At 66.1% G+C, this 15,389-nt stretch carries 15 protein-coding genes; 5 read left to right on the top strand and 10 right to left on the bottom strand.

The features are described from left to right. The first annotated feature begins 21 nt into the window (after nt 1-21). Nucleotides 22-939 (top strand): LysR family transcriptional regulator, encoded by a 918-nt coding sequence (locus tag ACVZTU_RS15100; RefSeq protein WP_139468120.1) that lies wholly within the window; start codon nt 22-24, stop codon nt 937-939. 83 nt (nt 940-1,022) lie between these two features. On the opposite strand, the gene ACVZTU_RS15105 is transcribed toward ACVZTU_RS15100, so the two are convergent. Continuing rightward, nucleotides 1,023-1,766: a phosphoglyceromutase gene (locus ACVZTU_RS15105; protein ID WP_139468119.1), complete on the bottom strand. Its 744-nt coding sequence runs from the start codon at nt 1,764-1,766 to the stop codon at nt 1,023-1,025. Between the two features lie 167 nt (nt 1,767-1,933). On the opposite strand from ACVZTU_RS15105, the gene ACVZTU_RS15110 reads away from it, so the two are divergent. Both ACVZTU_RS15110 and ACVZTU_RS15115 read left to right on the top strand, forming a co-directional pair. Continuing rightward, complete coding sequence (locus ACVZTU_RS15110; protein ID WP_446656859.1) at nt 1,934-2,974, top strand: bile acid:sodium symporter family protein; 1,041 nt, start codon at nt 1,934-1,936, stop codon at nt 2,972-2,974. Then, nucleotides 2,974-3,681 carry a GNAT family N-acetyltransferase gene (locus tag ACVZTU_RS15115; protein ID WP_482400754.1) on the top strand — a complete coding sequence of 236 codons (708 nt, stop codon included), beginning with the start codon at nt 2,974-2,976 and terminating at the stop codon, nt 3,679-3,681. Before ACVZTU_RS15110 ends, ACVZTU_RS15115 begins: the two co-directional genes overlap by 1 nt. A 13-nt stretch (nt 3,682-3,694) precedes the next feature. On the opposite strand, the gene ACVZTU_RS15120 is transcribed toward ACVZTU_RS15115, so the two are convergent. The 7 genes from ACVZTU_RS15120 to ACVZTU_RS15150 form a co-directional block, all read right to left on the bottom strand. Then, a complete protein-coding gene (locus ACVZTU_RS15120) occupies nt 3,695-4,075 on the bottom strand; it encodes an iron chaperone (RefSeq protein ID WP_482400755.1) in 381 nt (126 codons plus the stop codon). After that, nucleotides 4,072-4,653, bottom strand: a complete 582-nt coding sequence (locus ACVZTU_RS15125; protein WP_482400756.1) for a YbjN domain-containing protein — start codon at nt 4,651-4,653, stop codon at nt 4,072-4,074. The genes ACVZTU_RS15120 and ACVZTU_RS15125 overlap by 4 nt, the downstream gene beginning before the upstream one ends. 50 nt (nt 4,654-4,703) lie before the next feature. Further along, on the bottom strand, nt 4,704-6,140 hold the full coding sequence (locus ACVZTU_RS15130) for a glycosyltransferase (protein WP_482400757.1): 1,437 nt from the start codon (nt 6,138-6,140) through the stop codon (nt 4,704-4,706). A gap of 119 nt (nt 6,141-6,259) precedes the next feature. Further along, on the bottom strand, nt 6,260-7,069 hold the full coding sequence (locus ACVZTU_RS15135; protein ID WP_482400758.1) for an alpha/beta fold hydrolase: 810 nt from the start codon (nt 7,067-7,069) through the stop codon (nt 6,260-6,262). 73 nt (nt 7,070-7,142) lie between these two features. Beyond that, the gene (locus tag ACVZTU_RS15140; protein ID WP_092010787.1) at nt 7,143-7,454 is read right to left on the bottom strand and encodes a DUF2516 family protein; all 312 of its coding nucleotides are present in this window, start codon (nt 7,452-7,454) and stop codon (nt 7,143-7,145) included. A gap of 109 nt (nt 7,455-7,563) precedes the next feature. Then, nucleotides 7,564-8,046: an AzlD domain-containing protein gene (locus ACVZTU_RS15145; protein ID WP_172171529.1), complete on the bottom strand. Its 483-nt coding sequence runs from the start codon at nt 8,044-8,046 to the stop codon at nt 7,564-7,566. Beyond that, nucleotides 8,043-8,819: an AzlC family ABC transporter permease gene (locus tag ACVZTU_RS15150; RefSeq protein WP_482400759.1), complete on the bottom strand. Its 777-nt coding sequence runs from the start codon at nt 8,817-8,819 to the stop codon at nt 8,043-8,045. The genes ACVZTU_RS15145 and ACVZTU_RS15150 overlap by 4 nt, the downstream gene beginning before the upstream one ends. A 66-nt stretch (nt 8,820-8,885) precedes the next feature. On the opposite strand from ACVZTU_RS15150, the gene ACVZTU_RS15155 reads away from it, so the two are divergent. Then, nucleotides 8,886-9,539: a helix-turn-helix domain-containing protein gene (locus ACVZTU_RS15155; protein WP_139468112.1), complete on the top strand. Its 654-nt coding sequence runs from the start codon at nt 8,886-8,888 to the stop codon at nt 9,537-9,539. 12 nt (nt 9,540-9,551) lie between these two features. On the opposite strand, the gene ACVZTU_RS15160 is transcribed toward ACVZTU_RS15155, so the two are convergent. Further along, nucleotides 9,552-10,700: an FUSC family protein gene (locus tag ACVZTU_RS15160; RefSeq protein WP_139468111.1), complete on the bottom strand. Its 1,149-nt coding sequence runs from the start codon at nt 10,698-10,700 to the stop codon at nt 9,552-9,554. A gap of 85 nt (nt 10,701-10,785) precedes the next feature. On the opposite strand from ACVZTU_RS15160, the gene pepN reads away from it, so the two are divergent. Next, nucleotides 10,786-13,911 carry an aminopeptidase N gene (gene pepN / locus ACVZTU_RS15165; protein ID WP_482400760.1) on the top strand — a complete coding sequence of 1,042 codons (3,126 nt, stop codon included), beginning with the start codon at nt 10,786-10,788 and terminating at the stop codon, nt 13,909-13,911. 363 nt (nt 13,912-14,274) lie between these two features. Here the strand turns inward: pepN and ACVZTU_RS15170 are convergent, their stop codons facing one another. Then, the gene (locus ACVZTU_RS15170; RefSeq protein ID WP_139468109.1) at nt 14,275-15,363 is read right to left on the bottom strand and encodes a C40 family peptidase; all 1,089 of its coding nucleotides are present in this window, start codon (nt 15,361-15,363) and stop codon (nt 14,275-14,277) included. Nucleotides 15,364-15,389 lie beyond the last annotated feature (26 nt).

A 15,389-nucleotide genomic window follows, 5' to 3' on the forward strand; every position in this document is an offset into this window, starting at 1 on the left:
CTGTTTCATTAAGATTATTTGATGATCGATACCGTTGCACTGCGCACCCTCGTCGCCCTCGATTCGCTCGGTTCGGTCACGGCGACGGCCGAGTCTCTGGGATATACGCCGGCGGCGGTGAGCCATCAGCTGCAGAAGCTCTCGCGCTATCTCGGTGCACCGGTGACTGAGCGGACGGGCCGCGGCATTGCGCTGACACCGGTGGGCCGGGAGCTCAGCCGACGCGGGGCCGGGCTGCTGGAGGAGCTGGAGAGTCTCGAGACCGCGGCCCGAGCGCAGTCAGGTGAGCCGCGGGGACGGATCACGGTCGGCGGGTTCTCCACGGGGATCCGCGGACTGCTCGTACCCGCGCTGCCGCGATTGGCCGCCTCGGCGCCGGAGCTGACGGTGTCGAACTTCGAGGAGGAGCCGGACGAGCTCATCGAGATGGTCACGGCCGGCAGGATCGATGCCTCGCTCGTCTTCGGCTGGGATTCGTCCTCGCTGCACCTGCCCGCGACGCTGATCTCGGAGACGATCACCGTGGATCGGGCCGATATCGTCATGCACCGGGATCACCATCTGGCCGCCTGCACCGAGGTGACCCGCAGCGATCTGCTCGGCGAGATGTTCGTATCGGCTCCGCGCAATGCCGTGTGCCATCGATGGCTGACGGCACTGTTCGAGGAGCTCGGCAGCAAGCCGCAGATCGACTACTGGGCAATCGAGTACGACACGCAGATCGAATTCGTCCGAGCTGTCGGGGCGTTGGCGCTCGTGCCGCGGTTGGGTAGGCCGCACCTGCCGGCCGATGTCGTGGCGGTGCCGCTCGATGATCCGAGCATTGCCCGCACGATCTCACTGGTGTGGCGGAAATCGATGTCGGCCTCCCCCGCGATCGCTTTTCTGCTCGAAGAGATGAAGGCGATCGCCGGGAAGACCGACTCGATCGGTGCATGAGTGGGGCCGGGGTTCGGCGTCCGAGTGTCGTCTCGGCGCCCGAGCCCGAACGGATCCCGCCCCGTCTGCGGTGGGGCCGGGGGTCAGCGCCCCTGGTTGGCGACCTGGCCGATGGCGGCCGCTGCCGCTTCGGCATCGAGGTAGGTTCCGCCGGGGGTGACCGGGGTGAAGTCCTCGGTGAGCTCGTAGTGCAGCGGAATGCCGGTGGGGATATTCAGCCCGGTGATATCGGCATCGGAAATCCCATCGAGGTGCTTGACCAGCGCACGCAGCGAGTTGCCGTGGGCGGCCACGAGCACGGTCTTGCCGACGGTGAGTTCGGGCACGAGGGTGTCGTACCAGTAGGGCAGCAGGCGATCGATGACGTCGGCGAGGCATTCGGTGCGGGGCAGCGCATCGCCGAGGTTGGCGTAGCGGGCTTCACCGGCCTGAGAGAATTCCGAGCTGTCGGCCAGGGCCGGCGGCGGAGTATCGAAGGAGCGGCGCCAGGTCATGAACTGCTCTTCGCCGAACTCGTCGCGGATCTCCTTCTTGTTCTTGCCCTGCAGTGCGCCGTAGTGGCGTTCGTTGAGGCGCCAGCTGCGGTGGACGTCGAGCCAGGACAGATCCGCTGCCTCGAGTGCGATGTTCGCGGTCAGAATCGCACGCTTGAGCCGCGAGGTGTAGACGACATCGGGGATGAGGTCTTTCTCGCGCAGCAGCTCGCCGGCGCGCTTGCCTTCGGCACGGCCTTTGTCGGTGAGGGTCACGTCGACCCATCCGGTGAACAGATTCTTCTGGTTCCATTCGCTTTCGCCGTGGCGCAGCAGGATGAGGTTATACGTCATGGCTCCATTTTGACACGACCGTTCAGTCTCGGTCGCCGACGACCGTCATCACCGCCGGTCTCCTCCGGAGGTGGCCCGCCAACACCCAGCCGCTCCTCCTCGCCGATCGGGTCTCAATTTCTGGGCGTGTGTCTCGAATGACAAAATCGTCGGAGTAGCCTGGACCCATGTCACAAACGCCAGCACATCAGGCTTCCGGAGGCACAGCCGCTCCCGCTGCCGATCGCAGTTCGATCATCGCCGTCACGGCTCTGCCGGTCCTCGTCGTCATTGCGGGAGTGCTCGGGTTCCTGCTGCCCAATGCCTTCACACCTCTGGCGCCGTCGATCACGTGGGCGCTCGGCGTGGTCATGTTCTTCATGGGCCTGACCCTGACGCTGCCCGACTTCGCCCGCATCGCGAAGCGGCCGTGGATTGCGGTGCTCGGAGTCGTCACTCAGTTCGTGGCGATGCCGCTGCTCGGCCTCCTCGTCGTGACCGTGTACTCGCTTCCGACCGAGATCGCCGTCGGCGTCATCCTCGTCGGCTGCGCGCCCGGCGGCACTGCGTCGAATGTCGTCACCTATCTGGCCAAGGGCGACACAGCACTGTCGGTGTCGATCACGACGCTGTCGACGCTGCTCGCTCCGGTGCTCACCCCGCTGCTGACTCTGTGGCTGGCCGGTTCGTATATGGACGTGCCGTTCTGGTCGATGTTCGTCTCGATCTGCCAGACGGTGCTCGTCCCGGTCATCGTCGGCGTCCTCGTCCGTGTGTTCGCGTCGAAGTTCGTCGACAAGATCTCGCCGGTGCTGCCGTGGCTGGCCTCGATCGCCATCGCCTATATCGTCTCGATCGTCGTGGCCGGATCCGCGAGTTCGATCGCCACTGCCGGTGTGCTCGTTCTGCTGGCCGTCGTCACACACAATCTGCTCGGGCTCGGTGTCGGCTACGGTGTGGCCGCGGCCTGCCGTCTCGACACCCCGACCCGTCGCGCACTGTCGTTCGAGGTCGGACTCCAGAACTCCGGTCTGGCATCGACCCTGGCCACCACGTACTTCTCACCGCTGGCAGCACTGCCCGGAGCCGTCTTCAGCGTGTGGCACAACGTCTCCGGCGCCGTGCTGGCCTCGCTCTTCGCGCGTCGTCCCTACGGCAAGCCGCCGGTCGATGCGTCCAACCGTGAGCCGGCCACTGCCGGAGCGACCTCCGCTGGGATCGCGGGCTGATGACCACCGAGGCAGCCCCGGGCGAGGGCGAATCGGGTCAGGGCGAATCGGGCCGAGGCTTCGACGGGTTCTCCCGTCAGACCCTGGACCTGGCGGGCCGGACGTTCGTCATCCGCCGCGCGACCGAGGCCGATGTGTCGGCCATTGTTGCGCTCCTGCGTGACGACGTGCTCGGGGCCGCCCGTGAGGCCGAGGTCGAAGTGGTCGACCGTGCGGGCGCTGTCGCAGCCGGCGCTGCATCTGCCATCCCCGACGCCGAGGATGCGGCCCCCTATGCTCGTGCGTTCGCGCTCATCGACGCCGATCCCAATCAGCTCCTCGTCGCCGTCACCGAAGCAGCAGGACAGGCTGACACGCCAGGCCGGGCCGAGTCAGCCGAACAGGCCGAGTCAGCCGAACAGTCCCGATCAGCTGGCCAGACCCGCGACGGTTCGACCGTCGTCGGGACCCTGCAGCTGAGTCTGCTGCCCAGCCTGTCTCGCCGCGGCACGCTCCGCCTGCAGATCGAGGCGGTGCGAGTCGGCCCCTCGGCTCAGGGCATCGGGCTCGGCACGGCGGTCTTCGAATGGGCTCACGAGTGCGGACGTCGCTTCGGCGCCGGACTCGTTCAGCTCACCACCGATAAGTCGCGCACCGGTGCTCAGCGTTTCTACGATCGGCTCGGCTATGTCGCCAGCCACGAGGGAATGAAGCTGCCCCTCGACTGAGACCGGCGCGCCCTCACATCCACTTCACTCCGTCGACCTCGAATTCGCGGATCCGGTGGGCGATCATCTCGGTCAGCAGCTCGGTCGGAATCTCGCCGTCATAGGGCAGTTTGATCGAGCCCTTACCGGTGTCGAAGTCCTGCAGACGGTCGGCGAAGGCGTCTTTCGTACTCGGAGTGAAGACGACGTTCGCGTGCTTCTTGTACCCGGCGAACACGAACAGGATCGAGCCGAGGGCATAGGCGGGGCTGCCCCATTTGAGGCTCTCCTCGGCTCGCGGTGCAGCGGCACGACTGAGCTCGCGCAGCCGGGTGAGGAAAGCTCGGTGTCGCTCGTCGTCGAATGAGTCGATGTATTCGTCGACGCTCGCCGGCTTGGAGGTGGACGCACTCATGAGCGCGAGCCGTCACTCGCACGATCGGCCGACACCGCCGGGGGTTCGGAATCGCCGTCGCCGAAGTTGCCGAGGAATTCGTTGTCATCCCCGCTGAGCACCTTCTCGAAGGCCGCAAGGTTGCGCGTCGACTCGCCCCGGCCGACCCTCCAGGCCCACTCTTTCTTCATTCCGGTGAGGAACCCGATCTGGAGGAGTTCGTTGAATGAGGAGTCCGCCGTGGCGAGCATCGCCCCGAGAAGTCCGTCGAGGTCATCGAGCAGGTGCTCTCGGGGCACGCTCGCGCGCAGATAGACATCGCCGAGGCTGTCGATCGCAAATGCCACCGGCCCGGGTTTGAGGTTCTTCTGCAGCAGCCACCGATTGAATGCGGCCGAGTTCTCGTCTGGATGACGGATGACGAACGCCTGCAGATGGGCGGTGCGAGCGAAGACGCTGATCGCCACGTTCGTCTTGAGCTTCTTCTCCCCCGGCAGGGTGACGACGATCTCGGCATCCTCGATCGAATCGACAGGAACGTCGTTGCTCTCGGCCCAGGTGCGTACTCCGGACAGGATCGCCTCGGTGTCGGTGCTCATGCTCTCACGCCTTTCGCTCGGCTCTCGTGCTCACCGCCGACTCTAGTCGTTCAGCACGCTCCCAGCGCTTCCGAGCGCCGCGCAGATGCGCGGGAGATGTCCGGCACAGCGTCGAGGACGGCTGCGACGGTGTGGCCCCAGTCGAAGCGTTCGGCACGGTCGACGGCATGGCCGGCGAGTTCGGCTCGCAGCTGCGTGTCAGTGAGCAGCGTTTCGATCGCCGTCGCCCAGTGGTGCGGGTTGTGATCGGCGATGAGCAGTCCCGAATGTCCGTGTTCGACGATTTCCGGGAGTCCTCCCACCGCCGAGGCGATCGCGGGCAGACCGGAGGCGGCCGCTTCGGCGGCCACGAGTCCGAAGGATTCGCTGCGGGAGGGGACGATGAGCAGGTCAGCGGCCCGGTAGTAGTCGACGAGGATGTGGGAGGGAACGGGCGGGCGGACCTCGACGCTGGGTTCGCTCGCGATCGCCGCGGTCAGCTCCCGCAGATACGTCGAGGACGGTCGGACCTCTCCCCCGCCTGCTTCGACGCCTGCCCCCGAGGCGGCTCCGAGGAGGATACCGCGGGTTCGGGAGGCCAGGTGCGGGTTGCGTTCCCGCAGATCGGCCAGGGCGTCGACGGCGACGTCCGTGCCTTTGATGAACTGCATACGCCCGACGTAGAGGACGATCGCCTCGTCCGAGTCGAATCCCAGACGCTTGCGCGCGTCCGACTGTGAGTCCGGTGCGTAGAGCGCGTGATCGACACCCGGTCGGGCGACGACGACCGAGTCGGGGTCGGCTTGGAGCTCCGACACGAGATCGCGACGTTCGGCGGGGGTGGCGGCGACGAGCAGATCGGCCTCGGCGGCGATGCGCTCTTCGGCTTCGAGTCGTTGGGGTCGTTCGTGGCTGGTGTCGGAATCGCGGTTCTTCACGGCCCCGATCGTGTGCATGCTCACCGCGATCGGAGCCTGCGCCGCACGGTCCTGCCCGACCCCGACAACGGCGTCGGCACCGCTGTCTCCGGATTCGGTGCCGCTATCTCCGGACTCGGCGGCGTTGTCGAGGGCGTTGTCACGGGCGCGCAGGGCCGCCTCGGCGGAGATCCAATAGTGGCTCCAGATGAGATCGGCGGAGCGGAAGTCGGGGTGGGCATTGAGCAGGTCGGCGAGTTCGTCGATCGCGTCGGCGAGTTCGTCCTTCGTCGCGGCGCCGACCGGCAGGTGGTGGAGGGTGATGGATTCGGTGATCTCCAGCCTCGCACTCTGACCCTCTGAGGGGCCCGCGCCGCGTCCCCGGTCAGCGCCGGCTCCGTCGAAAGCGACTTCTGCACTGCCTCCCGTGCCGTCGAGTCCGCCGGGGTCGGCGGTGAACACGTCGACTCGGTGTCCGGCGGCGGCGAGCGCGCGCACGGATTGGTCGACGTAGACGTTCATTCCTCCGGCGTCGCCCTGGCCGGGTTGGGCGACGGGCGAGGTGTGGAGGGAGAGGACGGAGATGCGCACGGAGACAGTCTAGCCAACGACCTCTGTCGGGTGACCAGCCGAAGCCAGCGCTGAACCGAATCCAGAACCTAACCGAAGAACGTGACTAACCGAAGCCGGCGCCTGGTCGAAGCCGGTGCCTAACCGAAGAACTCGCCGAGGATGCGCCGTACGTCATGACGGCCGCGCCACAAGATCGATCCGGCAGGGAGCACCTCGAGGCGGGAGTTCGGAATCGCACGGTGGATGGCTTCGGCGACGGGGACCGGATGTGCTGGGTCGTCTTCGTGGGTGAGCACGAGGACATCGCCCGGGAAGGAGCGCAGGTTCCGGGCTGCCTCTTCGGTATCCGCGACAGCGATTTCGAGGGCGAGTCCGAGTCCGTCGGACATGTCCGTGTGGACGAGGTTCTCGGCCTTCGCCTTGGTCCAAGCACGCGCGGGAAGCATCTGGGCCACCTCGGCGGGTTCGCGGGAGAGCATGAGTTCGACGATGCCGTCGATGTCCTCATCGGCGACGAGGCGGCGCAGTCTCTCCAGGTGGGAGCGGTTGGCGGCGGCCACCTCGGCGGGGAACCCGGTGAAGGAGGCGGGGAGGACGAGGGCGATCTTGTTGAGGCCGCGGGTCACGGGGTGGGCGATGCTCAGCAGGTGCAGGAGTCCTCCGGCGGACATCGAGACGCCCAGCGCTCGGCTCGCCGAGGTGGTGCTCACGGCGTCGGCGAGCACCTCGGCGATCTGCGGGTAGGTCCAGCCGGGGCCGGGTGAGGGGCGGCCGCCGTGGCCGGGCAGGTGGAGGAAGTGACGGGTGCCGGTGATGCCGGTGCCGAAGGGGCGGGTGTCGCGGATCGCGCCGGCGAATCCGTGGCCGAAGAGGGTGTGCGGCTCGCCGCTTCCGAACGTGGCGATGAAGCCGGATTCGGGGCCCGGCAGGTTGAGGTCGGTGCTCATAGGGTGAGTCTAGTCAGCGTGTGCTGGGCGCTTGCCGATCGGGTCCGCGAATGCAGTTACGGCGTCAAGTCGGTCAGCGGTTGCGGTATCGCGGGTCGACGGCGCGGACCTTCGGGCGCACATCGGTGAGGTAGACGATGCCGGCCACGAGGGCGATGATGTTGAGGAAGATCATGCTCATGCCCATCGGCGGCAGTGCGATGAGGGCGAGCGCGAGCCCGACGCCGAGGAGGATGACCCAGAACTTCTTGCTCTGCTTGTCCACGGCACGGTAGTTCTCGTCCTTGAAGCGGAGGCAGTCGATGAACGCCCAGAGCTGGACGACGAATGCGGCCACCGTCAGGGCAAGAAAGACGAGACGCTGAAAACCCGCGATGTATTCCATGGTCCCAGCCTAGCAATCTCGGGCTTTCGGGGCAGTTCCGGGCGGGAGATCCTCGGCAATTGCCCACCCGCATCCCACGGCTTTCACAGTGGGTGCCTGCCGTCCCTGCTCAGAGGATCCCGGTGGTGCGGATGAGCGCGCACACGCCCATGCCGATGACGACGGCGAGCAGCATCGGCACGCGCAGAATCGAGGCGAGAACGCCGGCGCCGACGCCGATGAGGCGGGCCGGATCGGCGATGTCAGTGCCGTCGAAGACCGCGGTCGTGGCGAAGACGGCGCCGATGAGCACGACCGTGGCCCGGTCCATCCACATCGTCACGCGCTCGGTCGAGTCGGCCGAATCACCGGCCCCCGCCGAGGCGGCTGTGCCCTGTCCGTCGGCCCCTGCAGGGGCGGTTGTGCCCTGTCCGTCCACGCCCGAGGAGGAATCGGCCCCCACAGAGGAGTCAGGCCCTGCCGAGGCGGTCGCCGGGGTCCGCCGGCGCCCCTTCGTGGCGATGGCCGCTCCCACCTTCACACCGGCGAAGCGCATGAGATAGGTTCCGAGGCTCAGCCCGGCAAGGGCGATGAGGAAGCTGACGGCGCTCATCGGCGGCTCTCCTCTCGGGTTGAGTGCTGCGAGTGGGCGGCATCGTGCGGGTCTGCGCTGTTGTCGCCTGCGCGGCGGCGACGGATGAACCAGCGCACACCCCAGCCGGCGGCGACGAAGACGAAGACGGACAGCGAGGTCACTGCTCCCAGCCCGAGCGGCAGCAGCGGGGTCAGGCCCACGGCGATGAGGATGCCGATGACGGTCAGCGAGAGTGTGACCCGGTTCTTCAGGTCCCCGCGGATGAGGCAGAAGAGGATGATCGGGAAGGCCGCATCGAGTCCGAGCAGGTCCGCGTTGATGACATTGCCCAGCCACTGCCCGACCATGGCACCGCCGGGCCACATGATGGCGATTGCGGCGCCCATGAGCAGGAACGCATGCCATTTCGCCCGGTCGTTGTGCCCGAGGCGCGAGATCGCGGTGGATTCGTCGTTGATCCAGTGGGAGGCGATGAGAGCTCGCCAGTCCTGTGGGAAGAAAGCGCCGACTGCGACGCCGAAGGCGAAGTTCCGGGAATTGACGAGGAGACCCGCCAGCACCGCGAGGATCGGGGCACCGCCGGCGGCGATGACGCCGACGAAGGTGAATTCGGCGGCGCCGCCGAGAGCGAACATCGCCAGCAGCAGAGTCTGCCACCAGGCGAATCCGGAGACCGCGGAGATCGCCCCGTACGACAGCGCGACTGCGATGATCGTGACGGTGACGATGGCGACCGCACGATAGGTCGAGCCGGGGAGCACCCGATCAGCCGTGCGAAATAATGAACCCATGTTCTATACAGTGCGCCCTCGGCCATCGTTCGTCAACCCGAACGGCCTAACCGCTATAGTGAACCCATGACTTCTCGAAGCAACGACGATTCGCTGAATGACGCTCAGGGCAGCTCCGACCCCGAGTCCGCTCCCAGCGCCACCGATTCCGACGCCACAGCGCCCGGCCCGTCGCTCTCACCGAGTCAGCAGATCGCGGCGGCGCTGAAACGAGAACGACTGCGCGCCGGACTCTCCCTCTCCGAGGTCGCCAGGCGCGCCGGCATCGGCAAGTCGACGATGTCCGGGCTTGAGACGGGAAGCGGAAATCCGAGCCTGGAGACGATGTGGGCTCTGGCCGCTGCGCTCGACATCCCCCTTGCGCGCCTGCTCGACCCGCCCCCGCACGAGGTCGCCTTCCAACACGTCGGCGATATGCCCAGCCTGCCCTCGACCACCGCGAACTATGTGGCCACCCTGCTCTCGCCGTCGCCGACGAATGCCCGACGCGACGTCTACTTCATCCAGGCCGAACCGGGTGAACCCAGGGAGTCTCAGCCGCACCCGCAGGGCACGATCGAACATGTCATCCTCGGCCGCGGGGCCGCACGCATCGAAGTGCTCGGCAAGTCCTACGAATTGGGCGTCGGCGACTACCTCACCCATCCGGGCGATCAGCCTCACCGGTTCACGGCTCTGGAGCCGGGCACGAACGCCGTCTTCGTCGTCGAAAGCAGCTGACCGCCTCGACGGCTATTCGACAGCCGGTCCGTCTTCCTCATCGGCGTTCACGGCCAGCGGTGGAAGCCGGGACTGGGCCTCCTCACGAGTGAGTCCCGCGGCCTGCAGCAGGTCGACGGCGACAGTCCGCAGGAGCAGGACCATCGACTCGTCGTGGATGTCCCAATCGGGCTTCGCTCGCGGATCCAGAGCCCCCGCCGCTTCGGACAGGGCCGCCTCGGCGAGGGAACGGTCGGTGCCGCGGCGCAGAGCGATCTCGAGCTTCTTCGCACCGTCGGCCAAGGATCCGACGTAGTCGGCGATGACGGGTTTGGCGACGCCGAGCTCGGTGATGCCGACGACGCGGCGGGCGATGACTCGCATGGTCCGCATCGCGCGGTCGGAGAAGGTGTGGGCACGTGACAGGCGGGTGACTTCGGCCGCATGCCGGCGGGCACGTGCGTTGATCTTCGCGGCTTCACGAGAGATCCGCAGGGATGAACCCCAGGAGTCGATGATGTCCTGGGTTTCGCGAGCACGCTCGAGGGCTCGTCCTGCCATCGTCACATCGGCTTCGCGCAGGGCTCGTTTCATCATCCTGAGGACTGCGTCGACCTCCTCGAGCATGTCCGCGGCCAGGCGACGCGGAGCCTTTCGAGCGTCGCGCGGGATCAGCAGTGCCAGGAGGATGGCGCAGACGGATCCGGTGAGAGCGTCGAGGGTTCGCGGGAACGGCATGGTGGTGGCGCTGGCAGGGACTACGACGACGTAGACGGATTGGACGGCGATCTGGGTGATGAAGATGCCGCCGGAGTTCAGTATCGTGCCGATCGTCAGGCCGATGATCAGAGTCAGGGCGAGCTGCCAGATGCCGGAGCCGTAGAAGTTGACGAGTATCTCGCCCACGAGCACCCCGAACGTCGCTCCGATGCCGATCTCGAGGGCGCGGCGCAGGCGACGGTCGACGACGGGGCCGATGCCGACGGCGGAGGCGACCGCGGCAAGGAACGGATACGGGTGGCCGAGCACATAGACGCAGAAAGCGTAGGCGGCGGTCGCGGCGATGGGGATCTGGATCAGCTGACCGGAGTTCACCCACACACGCTTGAGCCCTAAGCGCAGGCGGTGGGCGACGACGTTGAACCCCCGCCGAGGCAGTTCGCTGACCCGATTGTCCGCCATCAGTCCCCTCTGCCGTTCGCCGGTGCTGTACTCAGAATACCGGAAATGTGGCATGCTAAAGTCTGTCCGCCGAGGAGGCTATTGAATGACAACGAATCTCACCCGAAGCGAAGCGCAGAGCCGAACACAGCTGCTCGAGGTCGATTCCTACTCAGTCCATATCGACGTCAGCAACGCCGAAACCGATGCCGACACGTACCTGTCTCGCACTGTCGTCGACTTCTCCGCCCGCTTCGTCGATTCGACATTCATCGACCTCATCGCCGACTCCGTGACCTCAGTTCTGATCAATGGTGAGAGTCTCTCCCCCGCCGAGGTCTTCGACGGCGCCCGAGTCACGTTCCCCGTCCGCGCCGGCCGCAATTCCCTGACGATCGAGGCGCAGGCCCGCTATTCCACCTCGGGCGAGGGTCTGCACCGGTTCACTGATCCGGCCGACGGCAAAACCTACCTCTATACACAGTACGAACCCACCGACGCCCGTCGCGTCTTTGCGAATTTCGACCAGCCCGACCTCAAGGCCGAGTTCATCTTCACGGTCACCGCTCCCGCACATTTCCAGGTTCTGTCGAACCGGGCCGAGGCGCGGACGGAACCGGCCGATGGTGCGGCGGGGGCCGCCTCGGCGGGATTCGAGCCTGCGAACGGATCTGCCTCGGCGGCCGCGGTCACCCATTACTTCGAACCGACGCTCAAGCAGTCGAGCTACATCACCTGCATCACCGCGGGTCCCTACGAGGGGGCGACGGACGAGTGGACGGATCCGCGCACCGGGCAGACCGTGCAACTGGGCGCCTGGACGCGCGCGAGCCTCGTCGACCACCTCGACGCGGAGGACATCTTCGGCGTTACGAAGGCGGGCCTCGCCTTCTTCACCTCCGAATTCGACTACCCCTATCCATGGGGAAAGTACGATCAGATCTTCGTTCCCGAGTACAACCTCGGCGCGATGGAGAACCCCGGTCTGGTGACGTTCACGGACAATCTGATCTTCCGGGACAAGGTCACGGACGCGAACTACGAGTCCCGTGCCAATGTCATCCTGCACGAGATGGCGCATATGTGGTTCGGCGATCTCGTCACGATGAAGTGGTGGGATGACCTGTGGCTCAAGGAATCCTTCGCCGATTTCATGGGCGGGCTCGCGCTTGCCGAGGCGACGCGGTTCACCGATGGGTGGGTGACCTTCGCGTTGCGCCGCAAGGCGTGGGCGTACACGCAGGACCTGTATCCGACGACGCACCCTATCGTCGCCGACATCCCCGATGTCGAGGCCGCGAAGCTCAACTTCGATGGCATCACCTATGCCAAGGGCGCATCCGTGCTCAAGCAGCTCGTCGCGTTCGTCGGCCGGGAGGCTTTCTTCGCCGGTTCGCGGCTGTACTTCAGACGGTTCGAATACGGTAATACCGAGTTGGCTGATTTCCTCGAATGCCTCGCCGAGGCGGCTCCCGACCGGGACATCGCGAACTGGGCGGCCGCGTGGCTGGGGACGTCCGGAGTCTCGGAGCTGTCCCTGCAGCTCACGACGGCAGACGGTTCGTCTGGGTCCCCGGATGGGTCGGCAGGGTCCGCGGACGGGTCAGCTGGGTACTCGGCCGGATCCGCGGTCGGGTCGGCCGTGTTCTCCCAGGGTGGGGCCGGGACCGGGGCCGAAGGAGGTTCTGCCGGTACCGATGCCGCCGCGCAGAGCGCGGGACGCGGGAAGCTCGTGGCTTCGAGCTCGGGCGCAAGGCTGCGCAGCCCGGATGCGGTCGGCGACGATTTCGACGGGGCTGCCGGGGACGCTCACGAGGCAGGGCCCGGGTCGAGCGGCAGGACAGAACCGCCTCGGCGACGGTCCGGTTCGGAGAAGGTCACGGGTGCCACGATCACTCAGTCCGATTCGGCCGAGGGCACAGCCCTGCTGCGGCCGCACACGATCGAGATCGCCACGCTCGGGCGGTCGGGGCGGGCGATCGTTCCCCTCGATTCCTTCCGTTTCGAGTTCTCGACCGAGTCGGCCGACGTCGAGCAGCTGATCGGTCGCAGCGCCGGCGTGATCACTCTGCTCAATTACAACGACCTGGACTATGCGCGGGTGCGCCTCGATCCGGAGTCGACGGAGGCGGCGGTCACCTCGGCGTCGCGGATCACGGATCCGCTGTCACGGGCCCTGGTGTGGTCGGCCTTGGACAATGCGGTGCGCGATGGGCTCATGCCGGTGCAGAAGTACCTCACCGCCTATGCCCGCAGCCTGGGCAAGGAGAGTCATGCCGGGATCATGGCGGGGCTCAGCCAGACCGCTCTGACCTGCATCGATCAGTGGGTGGCGGACCGGAATTTCGATGCCGCGATCATGGGGCTTCTGGGAGCGGCGTTGGATGCGTTGGCGGCGGCGAAAGCAGGGTCGGATGCGCAGCTGCATCTGGCCAACCTCGTATTGGCGCTGACGTCGCGGACGGCCCGCTGCGCCGCCGGCAGTTCCGCGGTGGCTATGGGGCGTGGGTTCGCCAGCCAGATCCTGACGGTGCCGGTCGGTGAGGAGATCGACCGGATGTATGCCGGAGCTCCCGGGCAGGCCGGTTCGGCTGATCGGGCTGGTTCGGCTGGGCAGGCCGGTTCGATGAGCCAGTCGGCCGAAGCTTCCGGTGGTGCCCGCACGGGTCGCGGCGCCGAGCATTCGACTGCGACGCTGCCGTTCCGGGGTCTCATCAATGATCATGCGCTGCGATGGAATGCGCTGACGGCGCTCGTGTGCCTCGGGTGGGCGGATCAGACGGATATCGCGCGGGAGAATCATTCGGATCCCAGCTCTTCGGGTCGACTTCACGCCGAGACGGCCAGTGCCGCACTGCCTCTGCCGATCGTCAAGATCCGTGCCTGGGAGGCGATCAGCGAGGCGGGAGCGCTGAGCAATGATGTTCTGTCGGCGATCATCGCCGGGTTCATCGCGCCGAGCGCGATGCCGCTCATCGAGGAGTATGTCGATGAGTACTTCGATGGTCTGCTCGGGTTCTGGACGGACAATTCGATTGAGATCGCTCGCCGCCTGGTGCTCGGCCTCTATCCCCGGTGGTCCGTCGACGAGGAGGCTGTGGTCGAGAAGACCGACGCATGGTTGGCCGCCAACGACGATGCACCTGCGGCTCTGCGCCGGCTGGTCATCGAACGTCGGGATGATCTGGCCCGTGCCATCTTCCTGAAATCGACTCAGAGCTCGCGGCACTGACCGGCGGTCGCCTCGGAGAAACCATACGGCGGTCGCCTCGGTGGGCGAGTTTCGATGAAATCGGGTCGCCGGTCATTCCGGTCGACTCTGCTCGATAGCCGCCTCGGCGGGCACCTCTCCCCAGGCCAGGCCCCTCCCCTCCCCTGGCCAGGTCTCTCAGCAATCGCCATGCTCAGCAGACCTGGCGATGCTCCCCAGCTAGAGCCGTGCTCAGCAACCTTGGCGATGTTCCCAGCTAGGCCCTACTGAAATCATTGATGGCCGGTGCCCTCCTCAGGGCACCGGCCATCAGTGTGTCGGCTGGTCACTCGACTGAACTGGTCAGGTCCTGGTTGGAACCGGGACCATCTGACTCGATCCAGATCAGAGGATGCGGCGGGCTCCGGAGAATTCGTTTCCGGTGTCCCACTTCTTCCAGTCGGTGATGTAGACGTCTTTCGACGCGTTCGGCGAGTGGATCATCTTGCCGTCGCCGACGTACATTCCGACGTGATGGACTGTTCCCGAGCTGGTCGAGAAGAACAGCAGGTCTCCGGGCTTGAGGTTCGACGAGGAGACAGCCTTGCCCGCCTTCGCCTGTTCTCCCGAGTCGCGAGGCAGATCGATGCCGTGGGCTTTGTAGATGGAGTAGGTGAATCCGGAGCAGTCGAATCCGTAGGCGGAGACTCCGGCCCACAGGTAGCGCAGGCCCTCGAACTGCTTCGCGGTCTTCACGAGGTCTTTGCCGCTGGGCTTCTCGGGTTTGTCGCCGACGTCGTAGACATCCACGTCATCGATGTCGATCCAGGCGGCTCCACCTCCGGGGAGAGCGACGCGGACATCATCGACGTCCTGGGCGATGAGCGGCAGGTCGACGTTGAAGCTGACGTCGGCACCAGTGTCCTTGGTGAATTCGATGCCTTCGAGTTCGCTCTTGGGCTTCGTGACCACTGCGCGGGGCTGGTCTTCGGCGAGCTTTCCGAAGCGGTCGTTTTCGACCAGCTGCTTCTTGGGCAGCCAACCCGGGTAGCCCTTCTTGTTCTTCGGGGTCTTCTGGTCGGTCACGGCGACCTTGGCCCAGCTGCCCTTGGTTTCGAGGACGGAGACTTCCGAACCGTAGGTTGCCTGTGTCTCGGTTTTTCCAGTCAGGCCCCGGCGCACATCGGTGGATTCGAGGTTCTTGTTCCACTTCTTGAGGTCGACGGGGTGCTGGAGCGCGGGCTTGTCGACCTTGCGAGGGGCCTTCGGGTCGGTCCACAGTGTCGCGACCGTGACATCGACGTAGGCGGTCTCGCCCTTTTCGATCTTGCCGTCGGTGATTCGTTCGAGTTCTTGGCCGGGCACGACATCAGCGGAGATGCCGGACGTTTTTGCGGCGTCAGTCGACGACAGATTGCTCGACAGTGCGGGAGCACCGGCGCCGAAAACCAGTCCGACCCCAAGTGCTGCCGAAACAGCAATTTTGGTACGCATTATTTCTCTTTCGGTCTGCAGGCCGG

The organism is Brevibacterium sp. OS20, from assembly GCF_056837565.1.

Bases quoted from the DNA above. Each gene is read 5' to 3' on its own strand.
- ACVZTU_RS15150 (WP_482400759.1), bottom strand. From the start codon at position 8,819: ATGGGTTCATTATTTCGCACGGCTGATCGGGTGCTCCCCGGCTCGACC.
- ACVZTU_RS15145 (WP_172171529.1), bottom strand. From the start codon at position 8,046: ATGAGCGCCGTCAGCTTCCTCATCGCCCTTGCCGGGCTGAGCCTCGGA.
- ACVZTU_RS15110 (WP_446656859.1), top strand. From the start codon at position 1,934: ATGTCACAAACGCCAGCACATCAGGCTTCCGGAGGCACAGCCGCTCCC.
- ACVZTU_RS15115 (WP_482400754.1), top strand. From the start codon at position 2,974: ATGACCACCGAGGCAGCCCCGGGCGAGGGCGAATCGGGTCAGGGCGAA.
- ACVZTU_RS15125 (WP_482400756.1), bottom strand. From the start codon at position 4,653: ATGAGCACCGACACCGAGGCGATCCTGTCCGGAGTACGCACCTGGGCC.
- ACVZTU_RS15140 (WP_092010787.1), bottom strand. From the start codon at position 7,454: ATGGAATACATCGCGGGTTTTCAGCGTCTCGTCTTTCTTGCCCTGACG.
- ACVZTU_RS15100 (WP_139468120.1), top strand. From the start codon at position 22: ATGATCGATACCGTTGCACTGCGCACCCTCGTCGCCCTCGATTCGCTC.
- ACVZTU_RS15135 (WP_482400758.1), bottom strand. From the start codon at position 7,069: ATGAGCACCGACCTCAACCTGCCGGGCCCCGAATCCGGCTTCATCGCC.
- ACVZTU_RS15105 (WP_139468119.1), bottom strand. From the start codon at position 1,766: ATGACGTATAACCTCATCCTGCTGCGCCACGGCGAAAGCGAATGGAAC.
- ACVZTU_RS15120 (WP_482400755.1), bottom strand. From the start codon at position 4,075: ATGAGTGCGTCCACCTCCAAGCCGGCGAGCGTCGACGAATACATCGAC.
- pepN (WP_482400760.1), top strand. From the start codon at position 10,786: ATGACAACGAATCTCACCCGAAGCGAAGCGCAGAGCCGAACACAGCTG.
- ACVZTU_RS15160 (WP_139468111.1), bottom strand. From the start codon at position 10,700: ATGGCGGACAATCGGGTCAGCGAACTGCCTCGGCGGGGGTTCAACGTC.
- ACVZTU_RS15170 (WP_139468109.1), bottom strand. From the start codon at position 15,363: ATGCGTACCAAAATTGCTGTTTCGGCAGCACTTGGGGTCGGACTGGTT.
- ACVZTU_RS15155 (WP_139468112.1), top strand. From the start codon at position 8,886: ATGACTTCTCGAAGCAACGACGATTCGCTGAATGACGCTCAGGGCAGC.